We start from the raw sequence: 16513 nt of genomic DNA, 5'->3' as shown, positions 1-16513 counted from the left end.
CGCCGATAATTTTAACTATGACAAGTTAGTACCGGAGGGATTGCAATGGGCTTTTTCAAAAAGCTGAAGGATAGCATCGCAAGCAAGGCTGAGTCCGTAACAAATGTGTTTAAGGAAGGTTTGGCCAAAACACGCACCGCTCTCGTTGAGAGGGTTGAAGAGCTTATTACGCGCCGCAAAAAGATCGACGAAGAGTTCTACGAGGAGCTCGAAGAGATTTTGATCGGCGCCGACGTAGGCGTCAATACGGTCATGGAGCTGATTGAAGATCTGCGCGCAGAGGTTAAAAAGCGCAAGATCGAGGAAGCGTCCCAGCTGCAGCCGGTGCTGTCTGAAAAGCTGATTGGACTGCTTGGCGGAGATCAGGACAACAGTTTGCGTATTGCGGAAGACGGCATTACGGTTATTCTGTTCGTCGGCGTTAACGGCGTTGGCAAAACGACTACGATCGGCAAGCTGGCGCATCGTTTCAAAAGCGAAGGCAAATCCGTGTTGCTCGCTGCAGGAGACACATTCCGCGCCGGTGCGATTGAGCAGCTGGAAGTATGGGGACAGCGCGTCGGCGTTGACGTCATCCGCCAGCAGGCGGGCTCCGACCCGGCGGCGGTTATGTACGATGCGGTTCATGCCGCCAAGCAGCGTAAAGTCGACGTACTGCTCTGCGACACGGCGGGCCGGCTGCAAAACAAAAACAATCTGATGGAAGAGCTGAACAAAATTTTCCGCGTCATCCAGCGTGAAATTCCCGGCGCTCCGCATGAAGTGCTGCTCGTGCTGGACGCCAACACCGGCCAGAACGCGCTCAGCCAAGCCAAGCTGTTCGGGGAGAAAAGCGGCGTAACCGGCCTCGTGCTGACAAAACTGGACAGCACGGCAAAAGGCGGTATCGTCATCGCTATCCGCAACGAGCTTAGCTTGCCGGTCAAACTGGTCGGCCTCGGCGAAAAAATGGGCGACCTGCAGACATTCGACAGCGAGCAGTTTGTTCACGCCTTGTTCGCCGGAATTATTCGCGAGCAGGAGCAGGACGAATAGCATTGTAACAAGGTGACAAGGTCTTAAGCTTGACACCTGATGTCCGCTGCGTTATGATAGGTCTCGCGAAGAAACATCCGGCGGAAGGAGCTGCTGTGATGGGAGCGGATAGCCGCGATGCTCTGGAGAAGACAAACCGGATCAACATGCTGTTTGATCTATACGGTACGCTGCTCACCGAGAAGCAGGTCGATATCCTGACTTCTTATTTTCGGGAAGACTTCTCGCTTGGCGAGATTGCCGCAGAGCTGGGCATTAGCAGACAAGCCGTGTACGAGCATGTGAAGCGTGGCGGTTTGCTGCTGGAGGAATACGAAGCAAAGATCGGGCTGCTGGAACGCTCGGCGGCTGCGGCGCAGCTGCTGGACGAGCTGGAGCGCGCCGCGCTTGGTTTAGAGGCCGATGAGGGCAAACGGATCAGCAGTTTGGCCCACGGGCTGCGGGAAGCGCTGCTTCCCGGTACGATGCAATGAGATTGAATCAATTATGAACGGCGGGCATAACGCCGGATTTTATAGATGTACAGTAGTAAATGCGCAATGAAAATCAAGGAAGAAGCGGACAGGAGGTGGCGACAATGGCTTTTGAAGGACTGTCAAGCCGGCTGCAGAGTGTGTTCGGCAAGTTGCGCGGCAAGGGCAAGGTAACGGAGGAAGACCTGAACGACGCCATGCGCGAGGTCAGACTTGCCCTGCTGGAAGCTGACGTTAACTTTAAGGTGGTCAAGGAGTTTATCGCGAAGGTCAAGGAGAAGGCACTCGGCCAAGAGCTGCAGAAGAGCTTTACGCCGGGCATGGTCATCATTGACATCGTGAACAAGGAACTGACCGAGCTGATGGGCGGTACGCAGAGCAAGCTGGCGAAGGCCAACAAGCCGCCGACCGTTATTATGATGGCGGGCCTGCAGGGCGCCGGTAAAACGACGACGTCGGGCAAGCTTGCGCTCATGCTCAAAAAATCGAACCACAAGCCGCTGCTTGTGGCGGGCGATATTTACCGTCCTGCCGCAATCAAGCAGCTGCAAGTGGTCGGCAGCGGAATCGGCGTTCCGGTATTCACGCTCGGCGACCAGACATCTCCAGTGGAGATTGCTCGTCAAGGTCTGCAGCATGCCAAGGACAACGGGCTTGATTATGTCATCATCGATACGGCCGGCCGGCTGCACATCGATGAAGCGCTTATGGAAGAGCTGAAGCAAATTCATGAGGTAACAAAACCCGATGAGGTGCTGCTTGTTGTTGATGCCATGACAGGCCAAGAAGCGGTTAACGTGGCGCAAAGCTTCCACGATCAGCTTGAGCTGACTGGCGTTGTGCTGACGAAGCTGGACGGCGATACCCGCGGCGGCGCGGCGCTGTCGGTCAAGGCTGTCACGGGCTGTCCGATCAAGTTTGCCGCAAGCGGCGAAAAAATCGAACCGCTTGAGCCTTTCCATCCTGAGCGAATGGCATCCCGGATTCTCGGTATGGGCGACATGCTTTCCCTGATTGAGAAAGCTCAGGCGGGCATTGATGCAGATAAAGCGGCCGAGATGGAGCGCAAGATGCGCAACGCCGAGTTCACCTTCGAGGATTTCCTGGAGCAGATGGAGCAGGTCCGCAATATGGGGCCGCTGGATCAGATCATGGACATGCTGCCGGGCATGAACAAGATGAAGGGCATGAAGGATCTCAAGGTGGACGACAAACAGGTCGGACGTATCGAAGCAATCGTGAAGTCGATGACGACCGATGAGAAGCGCAAGCCCGAGATTCTGAATCATAGCCGCCGTAGACGGATTGCCGCAGGCAGCGGCACCTCAATTGCCGAGGTCAATCGCCTGATTAAGCAGTTCGACGATATGCGCAAAATGATGAAACAGTTCAGCTCTATGATGGGACCCGGAGGCGGCATGAAGATGCCTAAGGGAGCCAAGGGCGGTATGAATATGAACAGCCTCAAGGGCATGTTCGGCAAAAACAAAAAGTTTCCGTTCGGCTGATTGCCGACGGAGGAGCTTTAAACGGCGTCCATTGGCGCCTGATTCTTTCAAGGAGGTGAAGTAAAATGGCAGTACGTATCCGTCTGAAACGCATTGGCGCTCACAAAGCACCTTTCTACCGCGTCGTGGTATCTGATTCCCGTTCCCCGCGCGACGGTCGTTTCATCGAAGAAATCGGCACTTATAACCCGGTTGCACAACCGGCTCAAGTGAATATCGACGAAGAGAAAGCCCTCAAGTGGCTGCAAACGGGAGCGCAAGCTTCTGACACCGTCCGCAACCTGCTTTCCAAAGCAGGCGTGCTTACGAAATTCCACGAGCTGAAGCACCAAAAATAAGAAATCGCCCTCGGGATGATTTCGGAATAAGAGCTTGGCAAGAGGGTTAGGATGTATATCCTAGCCCCTTTTGCATACAATGCGAGGTGATACTGATGGCGGAACAATGGTACACAGTCGGCGAAATCGCCAATACGCACGGAATTCGCGGAGAGGTCAAAATCGTGCCGCATACGGATTTTGCGGAACAGCGTTTTGCGCGCGGCAGCAAGCTGTGGATTCATAGGGCAGATGAGCCTGGCGCAGTCCAGGTGGAAGTGCTTAGCTCGCGTAACCACAAAAACACCTATATCGTTAAGCTGAAAGGCTTTGACAATATTAACGAGGTGGAAAAGTTCAAGGGCAGCCTGCTTAAAATTACGGGGGAACACCGTGAGAAGCTGGATGAAGGCGAATTTTACTACACAGATATTATTGGCTGCGAAGTGATTACAGAGGAAGAGGAGCGGCTTGGTGTCGTCACCGAGATTCTCCGTCCCGGCGCCAATGACGTATGGGTCGTAGAGCTGGAGAATGGCAAAGAGCTGCTGCTTCCCTATATCGATGACGTCGTGCTGAAGGTCAATGTTCACAGCAAAAAGATTACGGTCCGGCTGCTGGAAGGGTTGATGTAGCCGATGAGAATTGATGTGCTGACGCTGTTCCCGGAAATGTTCGACGGCGTTTTCGGGGCCAGCATACTCGGCAAAGCCCGGGATAAGGGCATCGTCTCGCTGAATGCGGTTAATTTCCGTCTATATGCGAATAACAAGCATAATACGGTTGACGACTATCCGTATGGCGGCGGAGGCGGCATGGTGCTCAAGGCTGAACCTGTATTTTCGGCTGTAGAGGATCTGCTCGGATTGAAGCCTAAGTCTGGCGCCGATTCTACGTTCGGAACGCCAGGTTTTGACGCTGTGTTGGAACAGGACGGGGAAGCCCAACCCGCATCGGAGAGCGTTGGACTGCCGGTTTCAAAGGGAGCGGATTACCTGTCACATTCTGCTCCCTCTGGTACCGAGAGTGCTGAAGCGGGCGTTCCGGGTGAGTCAGCTAAAGGCAGCCGCCCGCCGCGAATTATTTTAATGTGCCCGCAAGGAGAACCGTTCACCCAGCGCAAAGCGGAGGAGCTGGCGGCGGAGGAACGGCTTATTTTTATTTGCGGACATTACGAAGGTTATGACGAGCGGATTCGCGAACATCTTGTCACGGACGAGCTGTCCATAGGCGACTATGTGCTGACCGGCGGCGAGCTGCCGGCGATGGTCATGATTGATAGTGTTGTGCGGCTGCTTCCCGGCGTACTTGGCAACGAGTCGTCGGCCGTTACAGATTCCTACAGCACCGGATTGCTGGAGTACCCTCACTACACCCGTCCTGCGAGCTTTCGAGGCTGGGATGTCCCGGAGGTGCTGCTGTCGGGGCACCACAGTCGCATTGAGCAATGGCGGCGGGAACAATCGCTGCAGCGGACTTTGCAGCGCAGGCCGGATTTGCTGGAGGCCGCGCCGCTGTCGGACAAGGAGCGGGACTGGATCCGCGCCAAGCAGCAGAGCGATAACCAATAAAATCCGGATCGTGAGACTTGTTGAAATGCTTACATAGAAGGGAACCATGTTCCTCATTTCTAATGGACGTTCAGCAAGGAGAAAATTAACCTTTGTCCGTGCCGGGCATTGTATTTTCGTCCGGGCTATGGTATGATTGGCAATGTTGTTTGCAAACTCGGGCGGTCCTCTATCGGCAACGATCCGGCTCATTTGGAGAGTCGGCTAGCTTATATGAACGTCTATGGTGGAAGGAGGCACTACTCATGAACATTGTACAAGCGATTACCCAAGAGCAGCTTCGTAAGGACATCCCTAGCTTCCGTCCTGGCGACACGCTGAAAGTGTACGTAAAAGTTATCGAGGGATCCCGCGAGCGCGTTCAGCTGTTCGAAGGCGTTGTAATTAAACGTCGCGGCGGCGGAATTAGCGAGACGTTTACCGTCCGCAAAATTTCTTACGGTGTTGGCGTGGAGCGTACGTTCCCGATCAACTCGCCTAAGATCGATCGCATCGAGGTTACCCGCCGCGGTAAAGTGCGCCGCGCGAAACTGTACTACCTGCGTGAACTGCGCGGTAAAGCAGCGCGGATTAAAGAAATCCGCCGCTAGGCAACGATTGAAGTGCCGTAAAGATGGAATGCTTAGAGGGGCTTGCCGCAAACAAGCCCCTTTTCGTGTATGAATGGAAGCTGTTCCCATGCTCCTTTTTATAAATGGAAGCAGACCGGGAAATGGCCATAGAGAACACCCTTTCGGGAGACGGAAAGAAGGCTGAGCACAGATGGTGGACGAGCAGCTCCAGGAGCAGCAGCAACCGGCGTCAGGCGGAAGCAAGGCCCGGAAAGAGATTTTTGAATGGATCAAAGCGCTGGCAATTGCGGCGATACTGGTCTGGGTGATCCGCTGGTTCCTCTTTGCCCCATTTGCGGTGGATGGACCGTCCATGCAGCCGAACTTCCATACTGGCGAACGGCTGATCGTCAATAAAATTTTATACGAATTCCGCAAGCCGAAGCCGGGCGAGGTTGTTGTATTCCATGTTCCGCAAGAAGGCCGGGATTTCATTAAACGTGTCATTGCCGTACCGGGCGACACCGTTCGTGTAGAAGGCGACGATGTATATGTGAATGACAAAAAGCAGGACGAGCCGTATTTGAAACAAGCCATTGCCGACGCGCAAGCGAGAGGCGAGCTGTGGAATCAAAACGGGCCGAATTTCCCGAACGAATTCGTTCCTGAAGGAAAAGTGCCAGAGGGTACATTCCTTGCTATGGGCGACAATCGCAGCAACAGCGAGGACAGCCGGAGAATCGGTTTTATCCCTTACGATCAGCTGATTGGGCGTGCCGATCTGATTTTCTGGCCGCTCAACGACATTCAAATTATAAAACATGGGTAGGCGCTGAGCCTGCCCTCAATTTTTAAAAAGAGGTGTTCGCATGACGATTCAGTGGTTCCCCGGACATATGACACGCGCTCGCAGGCAAATCGAGGACAAGCTCAAGCTGATTGATATTGCCATCGAGCTGCTGGATGCGCGCGTTCCTATGTCCAGCCGCAACCCGATGGTGGACGACATTCTGAGGGGCAAACCACGACTCATTCTGCTGAACAAAGCGGATCTCGCTGACTCCCGGGAAACTGACCGCTGGATGGCTTATTTTGCTTCCAAAGGATATCCCAGCATTGCGGTCGATTCATCCACCGGTTCCCGGGTAAACGAGATTCCCGTTAAGGTCCGCGAAATTTTGAACGACAAAATCCAGCGTATGCTGGACCGGGGCATGAATCCGCGTGCGATGCGGGCGTTAATTGTCGGTATTCCGAACGTCGGCAAGTCGACGCTGACCAACCGGCTGGCTGGCCGTCATATCGCAGCTACCGGCGACCGTCCTGGCGTGACGAAGGGCCAGCAGTGGATTAAGGTTGGCAGTGAGATGGAGCTGCTGGATACGCCGGGTATTTTGTGGCCGAAGTTTGAGGATCAGTTGGTTGGTTACAAGCTGGCGATGACCGGAGCAATTAAGGAGCAGGTGCTCAACATTGAGGACGTGGCGTATTTTGCGGTCCGCGTGCTGGTTGAGCGGTACTGGCCGGAGATGCAGGAGCGTTTTGGCCTGGATGAGCAGCCGACTGATCTGGATGATAACATGCAAATTGTTGCCGTCATGGAGCAAATCGGCCGCAACCGCGGCTGCTTGATCAGCGGCGGACGGGTTGATCTGGAGAAGGTATCCGGCATAATTTTGCGCGAAATGCGCGCCGGCAAGCTTGGACGACTGACACTGGAGGCGGCCCCTCCGGCAGCAAAGTCATGAGCCGCCGCAAAGGGGCGCCGCATTCGGCGCAAGTCAAGGACGAGCAGAACCTGTTGCCGCTTGAATCGGATGAGACTGTGGAAGCGGGCGGGCCCTCTGATGAGGACGTCGTTGATCTGCTTGCGTTCGAGAAACGGCATTGGGCGGATGGACAGGAGTTCGTATGCGGCGTTGATGAGGTTGGACGCGGCTGTTTATTCGGCGATGTTGTAGCGGCTGCGGTTATTTTGCCGGCTGGCCTTGTTTTGGAAGGCGTTCATGATTCAAAAAAACTGTCCGAGAAAAAGCGGGAGCAGCTTTACAACGTTATCATTGATGCGGCGGTTGCTTGGGCAGTAGCGCGCGTGGATTCGGCGGAAATCGACCGCATTAATATTCGTCAAGCTTCGCGTCTCGCCATGAAACAAGCGGTGTTGGCATTGAATCCGCAGCCGGAGCATCTGCTCATTGATGCCGAGACAGTGGATTTGGAGCTGCCGCAGACCCGGATTATTCATGGCGACGCGCTGAGCCAGTCGATCGGCGCCGCGTCTATCATCGCAAAAGTGACACGCGACCGGCTGTGCAAGGAAGTTTGGGATCTGCACTATCCGGCTTACGGCATTGCCGTACATAAAGGTTATGCAACAGCCATGCACCGCGAGGCGCTGGCACAGTTCGGGGCGACGCCGCTGCATCGCCGTTCCTTCCTGGGCAAAATTTTACCGCAGGAGCAGCAGACCTTATTCTAACCTTGTGAAGGGGACGCGGAAGCGTACGTTCACAAGGTTTTTTTTCATGCAAAACGGCTCATAACTAGGCGGATTTTGGTCGATATAACGGCATAGATAGGCTGCGTTATCGGAGTGAGGGCAGATCCGATTACGCGTCAAAAGGAGGCTGCGGGATGAATATCGGATCGTTTATGAAGCTGGTCGGGGACATTCAGCCTGCCGCCAACCGGGTATTGGAGCTGAGGCCGGGACAGACGGTGCGGGCAACGGTTGTTGAGGCAGGGCCTGGAGCTAACGAGGCTTTGCTGCAAATTGGGGACAACCAGCTTGTTGCCAAGCTGGAAACGCCGTTAAAAGCAGGCCAGACGGCTTCGCTTCAAGTGCAAGGAGAGACGCCGGAAGGATTGCTGCTGCTGAAGCTGGCAGATAAAACGGCTAAAGGAACAGGTGAGCCGGAATTGGAGCAGTGGAAGGAGCTAGCTGCCAAGCTTGGGTTGCCGGGCAAGGATAGCGGCGCTGCTGCACTGCTTAAGGAGCTGCGTGCGGCTGGGCTGCCGCTAACTCGCGAGACGGCTGCCGCAGTCGCCACGGCAGCAGCGCTGAAGCCGGAAGGGGCGGATGCAGCCGAATGGCTGCGGGCAGCAGCTTCTGCAATTCAGCGGGGTTTGCCGGTGACTCAAGAGACATTGCTTGCACTGCGACAAGCGATGTCGGGACCTCCGGTTCACGAATTGCTCGGCAAGCTCCAGCAGGAGCTGGAAGCTTGGGCAGGCAGCCGGCAGGCGGGAGTCGTGGCTCAACCTGCCTCAGCTGCGGCGCCAGGCACTGCTGGAGGGCCGGCAGGAGCGGGTGAGCTGACACTGCGTTCTTCACAGCTTGAAGGAAACGTACCGGCGGCAAACGGAGTGGCGTCCGCTTCAAGCGGGGGAGAAGTCGCCGCGAGGCTGTTGACTCTGTTGAAAGAGGGCGGGGGGTGGATTGCGCCTCATACAGAGCGAGGAAACCAAGCTGGGATTGCTGGTAAAGCAGATCCAAATGAAGCTGTTGGTGCAAAGCAGATAAGTGCTAGCAGCTTGCCGCCTTCTGGTTTGACCGCATCAGAAGCTGCTGCAAATGAAGCCGCTCCAGCCGAACCCCGGACAGAGTTGATGCGAGGCGGAGATAAACCGGCATTGTCTGCTGCTGCCAGCCCTGCTGGCGGCGGGGCGCAAGGGACAGCCGCATCGGTTAAAGCATTTTTGCAATGGATGGGTACTTCTCATGAACATGCTTTATTAGAGCTTCCTGCTCAGCAGCCAAAAGGAGCAGGCGAGCCGCGTACAGGGACCTCTCAGCCTGCCAACCACGGTCATGCTGCGCAACCTGTTGGAGATGAGACTGCAGCCAATGCTGGCAGCAGGACGGTTGATGGCCAGATCATTCGAACGGCAGCCCGATTACCGGTGGGGTCGCCAACTGAGCCAGCCGCAGAGACTGCACAGCGGGCTGCTGCCGGGGGTTCATATTCTGGGAACGCCGCTGATTCAGCTGCCGCCGGTAAATCGGCTGGTGCTGCCGCCTCTGCCCCCCAAACAGGAACGCAGCAGGCCATGAAAGCAGACGCTCCAGGCAGCGTCAGAACCGGCGATAACTTAACGGACGGTGAATCAGAGGCTGCTGCGGGCAAATCCGCACCCGCCTTAAACGAAAGGATCACTTCATCTGAAGCAAGAGCAGCTGCTGCCTTTGCATTGCCAGCTGGCGCTTTGGCGGAAGGGCAGAGCGAAGTGACATTGAAGGCGGCTCTGCTTCAGCTGCTTGAGCAGCCTGACGTCCCTGCAGCGGTGAAAGAAGCGGGCAATCAACTGATGCAGCAAATTACCGGCCAGCAGCTGCTGCTTTCGCCGGAGCGAAGCGGGATTTTCTTTTCTCAGTTAAGCTTGCAGCTTCCGATCAAGACGCCGGACGGTGAGTCCACGGCTACAATCCAAGTTCAGACGCGCCGCGGCGGCAAAGGAGCCGTAGACGCAGCTAACTGCAGGCTGCTGTTCCAGCTTGAGCTCAGCTCGCTTGGCACAACTGCAATTGACGTGCATGTTGTCGATAAAGTGGTGTCATTGACGGTATATGGGGCTAATCCAGTCATCCCTCAGCTGCTGGAGGCTGGCAGGCCTGAGTTGAATAATCGGCTTCAGGAATCCGGCTACCGTCTGCTGGGCCTTCGCGCTGTGGAACCGAAACCAGCGGTGCAGATGGAAGGCAATCAAGCAGGAGAGTCTGGAAAGAGCAGCGTCCCGTCGCAGTGGAGTCAGGATGTTTACCGTGGGGTGGATCTCAAAGTATGAGCGGAAATGAGCAGACTTACGGCAAAATCGAGGGACAGCGCGATTTGAAGCCAGCCGGAGAAAAGGCTGAACCGCCGCGTAAAGCGGTCGCTCTCAAATACAATCCTGTTGACGGTGCTCCGACTGTTACCGCAAAGGGCAAAGGGAACTTGGCGGAAGAAATTGTACAGCGAGCAAGGGAAAATGGCGTGCCGGTGCAGGAAGACCGCTCTTTGGTGGAGGTATTGTCCAAGCTTGATCTCGACCAGCAAATACCGCCCGAGCTGTACGAGCTGGTAGCGGAAGTACTGAGTTTTATCTACAGAACGGATCGTGAGGCGCGGTCGTTTCAGGATGAGGCGGGAACGAATGCTCACCAACAAGGACGTTTATGAATAGGGCAGGGGATAGAGATAGCGGCAAAGAGAGTTACGCTAGTTCTAGTAAATACATCACTGACTCACAGCCGGTCGGCAAACGGCCGGACCAGAGAAAACGTTCCGGCGAAATTGCCGAAAACGCCGTTGCGGAATGGATGCTGGAGCAAGGTTATAAAATCGCCGAGCGCAATTGGCGCTGCCGTCAAGGAGAGCTTGATCTGATCGCCTGGGACAATGGGCGGCTTGTCGTTGTTGAGGTTCGCTCCGCACGTGCCGGAAGCCGTTTCGGAACGGCGTTGGAGGCGCTGCACAGCCGTAAGCAGCAGAAGGTGCGCCTTGTCGCATCTGTGTATGTGCAGCAAAAGGGCTGGAGCGGAAACATTCGCTTTGACGCAGCGGCGGTAACGCTTGATTACAGCGGACAGAGGGTGGAGGACATCGTTTATGTCCGCCAAGCTTTTTAATCCAGTCCATTAAGACTAAAAAAGCATCCAAGCCGCATCGTACGCGGAAGTGGATGCTTTTTTAATATTTAACTGATTGGGTATAACTTATCTCTGAAGCTAGCATTCAACTCCAGCCGGGCAGCCTCCGGTATTGAATCGCCTCCGCCACATGAGAGGCCTCAATCACTTCACAGCCTTCCATATCGGCAATGGTGCGGGACAGCTTCAAAATCCGGTCGCGGGCGCGCAGGCTGATGCCGAGCCTGTCAAATGCTTGCTGCAGCAGATTCGACGCTTCCGGCTGCAGAGAAGCCGCCCGGCGCAGTGCAACGCCAGACAATTCGCCGTTCCACAGCACGTCGAACCCGGGCCGGCGTTTTTGCTGCGCCTGAATGGCGCGCTGTACGAGCGCACGCATATCGGCGGTGCTCATCCCGGACTGAGCGCTGTCTATCGATTCCGGGCGCTGCACCTCAACGAGCAGGTCGATTCGATCCAGCATGGGGCCGGAAATGCGCGAACGGTACCGGTCGATGGCGGTTTGCGAGCAGCTGCATTCCGGCTGGCCTTGAGCGCCGCCGGCGGTAGCGCCAAGAAAGCCGCACGGGCAAGGATTCATGGAAGCCGCAAGCTGAAAGGAAGCGGGAAAGCGATATACGGCGCGGGCCCGCGCCAGCGTGACCTCCCGGTCCTCCAGCGGCTGACGGAGCGACTCCAGCGCCGCGCGCGGGAATTCCGGCAGCTCGTCGAGAAACAGCACGCCGCGATGCGCCAGCGTAACTTCGCCGGGGCGGGGGATGGAGCCGCCGCCGACAAGGCCTCCGGCAGAAATAGTATGATGCGGCGAACGGAACGGCCGCTCGGTAATGAGCGTGTCCAGCCGGGCAAGCTTGCCGGCGACGCTGTATATTTTGGTCACCTCCAGTGATTCCTCGTCGGACATCGGCGGAAGAATGCCGGGCAGCCTGCGGATCAGCATCGTTTTTCCAGTGCCAGGCGGACCGGACAGTAATATATTGTGGCGGCCGGCTGCGGCGATGGCGAGAGCCCGTTTGGCTGCATGCTGTCCTAACACATCGGAATAATCGAGGCGGTTTTCTGCCCAAACCGAATCTGTTGCAGAAGCGTTGACGGACTCTGCGCTGCTGCTCTTCGGCCTTTCATCACCGCGCCATAATAAACTGTCCCAGCCTTCCGCCTCGCGGCAGCATTCAGCCAGCTGTTTGAGACTGCTCGCTGCGTAAACTTCCATGCCGCTAATAAGCGCTGCCTCGGCCGCATTTCCGGCAGGCAGCAAAATCCGCTTCATGCCGATACGACGGGCGGCTTCCGCCATTGGCAGCACGCCTGGCACGCGGCAAAGCTCGCCGCTTAGCGCAAGCTCGCCGATGACGAGTGTATCTTTGAAGTGGCGCTCCTGCAGCTGGGCGCTTGCGATTAAAATCGCCGCTGCAATCGCTAAATCGTACGCGGTGCCTTCCTTGCGGATATCCGCCGGAGCTAGATTGACCGTAATGCGCTGCATCGGAAACTGGAAGCCGCTGTTGCGCAGCGCCGCCCGAACCCGCTCCACCGACTCGCGGACGGAAGGATCGGGCAGTCCGACAACGTTAATTTGCGGCAAGCCGCTGGCCAGATCAACCTCTACGGCGATCGCGCAGCCGTCAACGCCTTGCACGCTGGCGCTTGTCAATTTGCTGTAGGACATAGTGGACATGACAAAAAACACCCTCCCCAAATAAACGGGCGAAGGTGCTTCCTCACTTCCCAACTCGCAAAGCGTTATGAATAAGCCTTATTACTAGTAGTTCCCTGGGTAAAACCTAAGGTCAGCTAAAGGATAGGGCAGATGGAACTCCTTGTCAATACGGACCTGATTGAATCGTTTTGTCAAAATGAAAAAATAATTTAATATATGATTTGGAGGAATCACGTCGAAGTGTGTGCTATAATGACAGATGTTTGTTTGTTTCCTAGCTGTTCCACCTGAGTCAGAGGATTGGAGGATGTCGTGAATGAATATTCATGAGTATCAAGGCAAAGAAGTCTTGAAACAATACGGGGTTGTAGTCCCTGAGGGCAAAGTTGCCTTCACAGTGGACGAGGCTGTCGAAGCAGCCAAGGAACTGGGAACCTCCGTAGTTGTGGTCAAGGCGCAGATCCACGCTGGCGGCCGCGGTAAAGCAGGCGGCGTCAAGGTTGCAAAGAATCTGGATGAGGTGCGCGCATACGCATCCGAGATTCTGGGCAAAGTGCTTGTCACTCACCAGACGGGTCCGGAAGGCAAGGAAGTGAAGCGCCTGCTGATCGAGCAGGGCTGCGACATCAAGAAGGAATATTATGTCGGCGTAGTTGTCGACCGCGCAACCGGCTGCGTCGTTATGATGGCGTCGGAAGAAGGCGGCATGGACATCGAGGAAGTGGCCGAGCATTCCCCGGAGAAAATCATTAAAGAAGTGGTTGATCCGGCTGTAGGACTGCTGCCGTTCCAGGCTCAGCGTCTTGCATACGCTATCAATATTCCGAAAGAGCTCATCCGCAAAACGGTTCAGTTCATGACGGCTCTTTACACGGCGTTTGTAGAGAAGGATTGCTCCATTGCCGAGATCAACCCGCTTGTTGTGACGGGTGACGGCAATGTCATGGCGCTTGACGCCAAACTGAACTTCGATTCCAACGCGCTGTACCGCCACAAGGACATTCAGGCGCTGCGCGACCTCGACGAAGAGGATGCAAAAGAAATCGAAGCTTCCAAGTACGATCTCAGCTACATCGCGCTTGACGGCAACATCGGCTGTATGGTTAACGGCGCAGGCCTGGCCATGGCTACGATGGACATCATCAAGCACTTCGGCGGCGAACCGGCTAACTTCCTGGACGTAGGGGGCGGTGCGACGAAGGAGAAAGTAACCGAGGCGTTCAAAATTCTGCTTTCCGATGACAACGTAAAAGGCATTTTCGTCAATATCTTTGGCGGAATTATGCGCTGCGACGTCATTGCGGAAGGCGTTGTCGCGGCTGCCCGCGAGCTTGGCCTGCAGCGTCCGCTCGTTGTACGTCTGGAAGGCACAAACGTGGAGCTCGGCAAACAGATTCTGAACGAATCCGGCCTGAACCTGGTTGCGGCGGACAGCATGTCCGACGGCGCCCAAAAAATCGTTGCGCTCGTGAAATAATGCCCTTGGGGCTGCAGATACGAATTCTGTTAGGGGATGTGAATTTGCGATGAGCATTTTGATCAACAAAGATACCAAAGTGATCACCCAGGGCATTACCGGCCAAACCGGTTTGTTCCATACGAAGGGCGCTCTTGACTACGGCACCCAAATGGTCGGCGGCGTGACCCCGGGCAAAGGCGGCACAAACGTAGACATCACGCTGGAAAACGGCGATACGAAATCCCTGCCGGTTTTCAATACGGTGCGCGAGGCAGTTGACGCTACGGGCGCTACCGTATCCGTTATTTACGTTCCGCCAGCGTTTGCGGCCGACTCCATCATGGAAGCGGTAGAGGCTGAGCTTGATCTTGTCATCTGTATTACGGAAGGCATTCCGGTGCTGGACATGGTACGCGTGAAGCGTTACATGGAAGGCAAAAAAACCCGCCTGATCGGGCCGAACTGCCCAGGCGTTATTACGCCGGACGAGATCAAAATCGGCATCATGCCGGGATATATCCACAGAAAAGGCCATGTAGGCGTCGTTTCCCGCTCGGGAACGCTCACTTATGAGGCGGTTCATCAGCTGACGACTCGCGGCATCGGCCAATCGACCGCAGTCGGTATCGGCGGCGACCCGGTTAAAGGCTCCGAGTTCATCGACATTCTGAGCCTGTTCAATGAAGATCCGGACACCTATGCGGTTATCATGATCGGCGAGATCGGCGGCACGGCTGAGGAAGAAGCAGCCGAGTGGATCAAAGCGAACATGACTAAGCCGGTTGTCGGCTTCATCGGCGGCGCTACGGCCCCTCCGGGCAAACGCATGGGACATGCTGGCGCAATCATTTCCGGCGGCAAAGGAACGGCATCCGAAAAAATCGCAACGCTCGAAGCGTGCGGCATCAAGGTTGCTCCGACTCCGTCCGACATGGGCTCCACACTTGTTGGCGTTCTGGAGGAAAAAGGACTGCTGGAGAAGTGCAAAACGCACTAAACCGCAGCGTATACCCGAAGAAGGCAAGCAGCCTTCTTCTCCCTTACGGGAGAGGAAGGCTGCTTTTTTGTTGTCCGGTTGTTCCAAAACGGCGGCGCTTGCAATCTGTTTCCCTGTGCCCCACAATAGGGTAGGGCGCAAGTACCGTACTTTTTAATAGTAGATAAAGGACGGGAAGCCCATGATTGAATTATCCGAATTGGAAATGAATGGCGAGCAACGCGAGCGGGCGCGCGCGTTTCTTATTCGCATGCATGAAACGCCCGGCATCGGCTGGCAGTCCGTTAACCGCGCCGTACAGGCCGGCTGCTGGTTCAGGAATCAAGTGACGACGGAGCAATTGGAGCGTGCGGGGATTCGGAATCAGTATGCTGGAGAAGCTGCCAAACGCATTGCAGATTCCTATACACCCGGTTGGGAAGCGGAGTTCAAAGCGCGCGGCGGAACGAGAATAACCGTGCTAGATGCGGAATACCCCGAGCTGCTGAAGCAAATTCCTCAGCCGCCCTGGGTGTTGTATGCGATCGGAAGGCTGGAGCTGCTGAGCGGACCCTGTTTGTCCATTGTCGGGACGCGAGGCCCGACCGCATATGGAAAACAGTCGGCTTCGAAATTTTCGGCGGAGCTGGCCAGTATCGGCTACGTCATCGTTAGCGGGATGGCCAAAGGCATCGACGGAATTTCCCATCTCGCTGCAATGGATTCCGGCGGAGGCACGATTGCCGTTTTGGGAACGCCGATTGATACCGTTTATCCTCCTGATCATCGGGCGCTCTACCGCCGGATTGCAAACGATGGTCTGCTGCTGTCGGAGTTCCCGATTGGAACCCCGGTCAAGCCCGGCATGTTCCCGCAGCGTAACCGCATCATTGCGGGATTGTCGCTTGGCACCCTTGTTATTGAAGCCGCAGCAGGCAGCGGCTCGCTAATTACGGCTGATCAGGCGCTGGAGATGAATCGTGAGGTTTATGCGGTTCCCGGTCCTGTCAATTCGCCCAAAAGCGCAGGCTGCAACGGTTTGATCCGTGAAGGAAGAGCGCAGCTTGTTACTGGAGGAGAGCAAATAGCCGAAGATTTCCGGCATCTTGCCAAGCCGCTGCAAGCTCAGTCCAGCAAGCTGGAAGTCGAGCCGGAACTGACAGCGGACGAACAGCGGATTTTCTCATTTATTCAAGAGGAACCGCGTTCCGCCGACAGATTGTATGAGGCTTCCGACATGGCTTTTGGACTTTTGCAGACAGTTCTGATAAATTTATGTTTAAAACGTAAGATTGAACTGCATAACGGTTCCATATATATGGCATTGTAGGCAG

17 protein-coding genes are annotated in these 16513 nt (G+C 55.7%); 16 read left to right on the top strand and 1 reads right to left on the bottom strand.

Annotated features, from left to right (window positions below; all coding sequences use genetic code 11):
* Nucleotides 1-45 precede the first annotated feature (45 nt).
* The 13 genes from ftsY to M3223_RS01515 all read left to right on the top strand — a co-directional run bounded on the left by ftsY (nucleotide 46) and on the right by M3223_RS01515 (nucleotide 11063).
* On the top strand, nucleotides 46-1035 hold the full coding sequence (gene ftsY, locus M3223_RS01575) for a signal recognition particle-docking protein FtsY (RefSeq protein WP_251558269.1): 990 nt from the start codon (nucleotides 46-48) through the stop codon (nucleotides 1033-1035).
* Between the two features lie 98 nt (nucleotides 1036-1133).
* Nucleotides 1134-1508, top strand: coding sequence for a YlxM family DNA-binding protein (gene ylxM, locus M3223_RS01570; protein WP_251558267.1), 375 nt, complete (start codon nucleotides 1134-1136; stop codon nucleotides 1506-1508).
* Nucleotides 1509-1612: 104 nt separating this feature from the next.
* Nucleotides 1613-3016, top strand: coding sequence for a signal recognition particle protein (gene ffh, locus M3223_RS01565; RefSeq protein WP_251558265.1), 1404 nt, complete (start codon nucleotides 1613-1615; stop codon nucleotides 3014-3016).
* Nucleotides 3017-3081: 65 nt separating this feature from the next.
* Entirely contained in the window at nucleotides 3082-3354 is a 273-nt protein-coding gene (gene rpsP, locus M3223_RS01560; protein ID WP_251558264.1) for a 30S ribosomal protein S16, read from the top strand.
* Between the two features lie 95 nt (nucleotides 3355-3449).
* Nucleotides 3450-3968 carry a ribosome maturation factor RimM gene (gene rimM / locus M3223_RS01555; protein WP_251558262.1) on the top strand — a complete coding sequence of 173 codons (519 nt, stop codon included), beginning with the start codon at nucleotides 3450-3452 and terminating at the stop codon, nucleotides 3966-3968.
* Between the two features lie 3 nt (nucleotides 3969-3971).
* Nucleotides 3972-4904 carry a tRNA (guanosine(37)-N1)-methyltransferase TrmD gene (gene trmD / locus M3223_RS01550; protein ID WP_251558260.1) on the top strand — a complete coding sequence of 311 codons (933 nt, stop codon included), beginning with the start codon at nucleotides 3972-3974 and terminating at the stop codon, nucleotides 4902-4904.
* A gap of 245 nt (nucleotides 4905-5149) precedes the next feature.
* Complete coding sequence (gene rplS, locus M3223_RS01545) at nucleotides 5150-5494, top strand: 50S ribosomal protein L19 (protein ID WP_028597453.1); 345 nt, start codon at nucleotides 5150-5152, stop codon at nucleotides 5492-5494.
* A gap of 172 nt (nucleotides 5495-5666) precedes the next feature.
* Nucleotides 5667-6284, top strand: a complete 618-nt coding sequence (lepB, locus tag M3223_RS01540; RefSeq protein ID WP_251558258.1) for a signal peptidase I — start codon at nucleotides 5667-5669, stop codon at nucleotides 6282-6284.
* A 40-nt stretch (nucleotides 6285-6324) separates the two neighbouring features.
* Complete coding sequence (gene ylqF, locus M3223_RS01535) at nucleotides 6325-7203, top strand: ribosome biogenesis GTPase YlqF (protein ID WP_251558255.1); 879 nt, start codon at nucleotides 6325-6327, stop codon at nucleotides 7201-7203.
* On the top strand, nucleotides 7200-7934 hold the full coding sequence (locus M3223_RS01530; RefSeq protein ID WP_251558253.1) for a ribonuclease HII: 735 nt from the start codon (nucleotides 7200-7202) through the stop codon (nucleotides 7932-7934). The genes ylqF and M3223_RS01530 overlap by 4 nt, the downstream gene beginning before the upstream one ends.
* Before the next feature lie 155 nt (nucleotides 7935-8089).
* Entirely contained in the window at nucleotides 8090-10240 is a 2151-nt protein-coding gene (locus M3223_RS01525; RefSeq protein WP_251558252.1) for a flagellar hook-length control protein FliK, read from the top strand.
* Nucleotides 10237-10614, top strand: coding sequence for an EscU/YscU/HrcU family type III secretion system export apparatus switch protein (locus M3223_RS01520; protein WP_251558251.1), 378 nt, complete (start codon nucleotides 10237-10239; stop codon nucleotides 10612-10614). Before M3223_RS01525 ends, M3223_RS01520 begins: the two co-directional genes overlap by 4 nt.
* Nucleotides 10611-11063 (top strand): YraN family protein, encoded by a 453-nt coding sequence (locus tag M3223_RS01515; RefSeq protein ID WP_251558250.1) that lies wholly within the window; start codon nucleotides 10611-10613, stop codon nucleotides 11061-11063. Before M3223_RS01520 ends, M3223_RS01515 begins: the two co-directional genes overlap by 4 nt.
* Nucleotides 11064-11169: 106 nt before the next feature.
* Here M3223_RS01515 and M3223_RS01510 read toward each other — a convergent pair whose 3' ends face one another.
* Nucleotides 11170-12762: a YifB family Mg chelatase-like AAA ATPase gene (locus tag M3223_RS01510; RefSeq protein ID WP_251558248.1), complete on the bottom strand. Its 1593-nt coding sequence runs from the start codon at nucleotides 12760-12762 to the stop codon at nucleotides 11170-11172.
* 298 nt (nucleotides 12763-13060) lie between these two features.
* On the opposite strand from M3223_RS01510, the gene sucC reads away from it, so the two are divergent.
* The 3 genes from sucC to dprA all read left to right on the top strand — a co-directional run bounded on the left by sucC (nucleotide 13061) and on the right by dprA (nucleotide 16509).
* Nucleotides 13061-14221, top strand: coding sequence for an ADP-forming succinate--CoA ligase subunit beta (gene sucC / locus M3223_RS01505; protein ID WP_251558246.1), 1161 nt, complete (start codon nucleotides 13061-13063; stop codon nucleotides 14219-14221).
* 49 nt (nucleotides 14222-14270) lie between these two features.
* Nucleotides 14271-15200 carry a succinate--CoA ligase subunit alpha gene (sucD, locus tag M3223_RS01500; protein WP_251558244.1) on the top strand — a complete coding sequence of 310 codons (930 nt, stop codon included), beginning with the start codon at nucleotides 14271-14273 and terminating at the stop codon, nucleotides 15198-15200.
* 181 nt (nucleotides 15201-15381) lie between these two features.
* Nucleotides 15382-16509, top strand: coding sequence for a DNA-processing protein DprA (gene dprA / locus M3223_RS01495; protein WP_251558242.1), 1128 nt, complete (start codon nucleotides 15382-15384; stop codon nucleotides 16507-16509).
* The last annotated feature ends 4 nt before the right edge of the window (nucleotides 16510-16513 follow it).

This window comes from Paenibacillus pasadenensis, assembly GCF_023715725.1.
In the GTDB taxonomy this organism is placed as follows: Bacteria; Bacillota; Bacilli; order Paenibacillales; family Paenibacillaceae; genus Paenibacillus_O; species Paenibacillus_O pasadenensis_A.
The sequence above is the reverse complement of the archived record's forward strand: the minus strand, read 5'-3'. Positions and strand labels throughout refer to the sequence as shown.

Coding starts and splice junctions, on each gene's coding strand:
- dprA (WP_251558242.1), top strand. CDS start 15,382: ATGATTGAATTATCCGAATTGGAAATGAATGGCGAGCAACGCGAGCGG.
- M3223_RS01525 (WP_251558252.1), top strand. CDS start 8,090: ATGAATATCGGATCGTTTATGAAGCTGGTCGGGGACATTCAGCCTGCC.
- trmD (WP_251558260.1), top strand. CDS start 3,972: ATGAGAATTGATGTGCTGACGCTGTTCCCGGAAATGTTCGACGGCGTT.
- lepB (WP_251558258.1), top strand. CDS start 5,667: ATGGTGGACGAGCAGCTCCAGGAGCAGCAGCAACCGGCGTCAGGCGGA.
- sucD (WP_251558244.1), top strand. CDS start 14,271: ATGAGCATTTTGATCAACAAAGATACCAAAGTGATCACCCAGGGCATT.
- M3223_RS01515 (WP_251558250.1), top strand. CDS start 10,611: ATGAATAGGGCAGGGGATAGAGATAGCGGCAAAGAGAGTTACGCTAGT.
- M3223_RS01530 (WP_251558253.1), top strand. CDS start 7,200: ATGAGCCGCCGCAAAGGGGCGCCGCATTCGGCGCAAGTCAAGGACGAG.
- ffh (WP_251558265.1), top strand. CDS start 1,613: ATGGCTTTTGAAGGACTGTCAAGCCGGCTGCAGAGTGTGTTCGGCAAG.
- rpsP (WP_251558264.1), top strand. CDS start 3,082: ATGGCAGTACGTATCCGTCTGAAACGCATTGGCGCTCACAAAGCACCT.
- ftsY (WP_251558269.1), top strand. CDS start 46: ATGGGCTTTTTCAAAAAGCTGAAGGATAGCATCGCAAGCAAGGCTGAG.
- M3223_RS01520 (WP_251558251.1), top strand. CDS start 10,237: ATGAGCGGAAATGAGCAGACTTACGGCAAAATCGAGGGACAGCGCGAT.
- M3223_RS01510 (WP_251558248.1), bottom strand. CDS start 12,762: ATGTCCACTATGTCCTACAGCAAATTGACAAGCGCCAGCGTGCAAGGC.
- rplS (WP_028597453.1), top strand. CDS start 5,150: ATGAACATTGTACAAGCGATTACCCAAGAGCAGCTTCGTAAGGACATC.
- rimM (WP_251558262.1), top strand. CDS start 3,450: ATGGCGGAACAATGGTACACAGTCGGCGAAATCGCCAATACGCACGGA.
- ylxM (WP_251558267.1), top strand. CDS start 1,134: ATGGGAGCGGATAGCCGCGATGCTCTGGAGAAGACAAACCGGATCAAC.
- ylqF (WP_251558255.1), top strand. CDS start 6,325: ATGACGATTCAGTGGTTCCCCGGACATATGACACGCGCTCGCAGGCAA.
- sucC (WP_251558246.1), top strand. CDS start 13,061: ATGAATATTCATGAGTATCAAGGCAAAGAAGTCTTGAAACAATACGGG.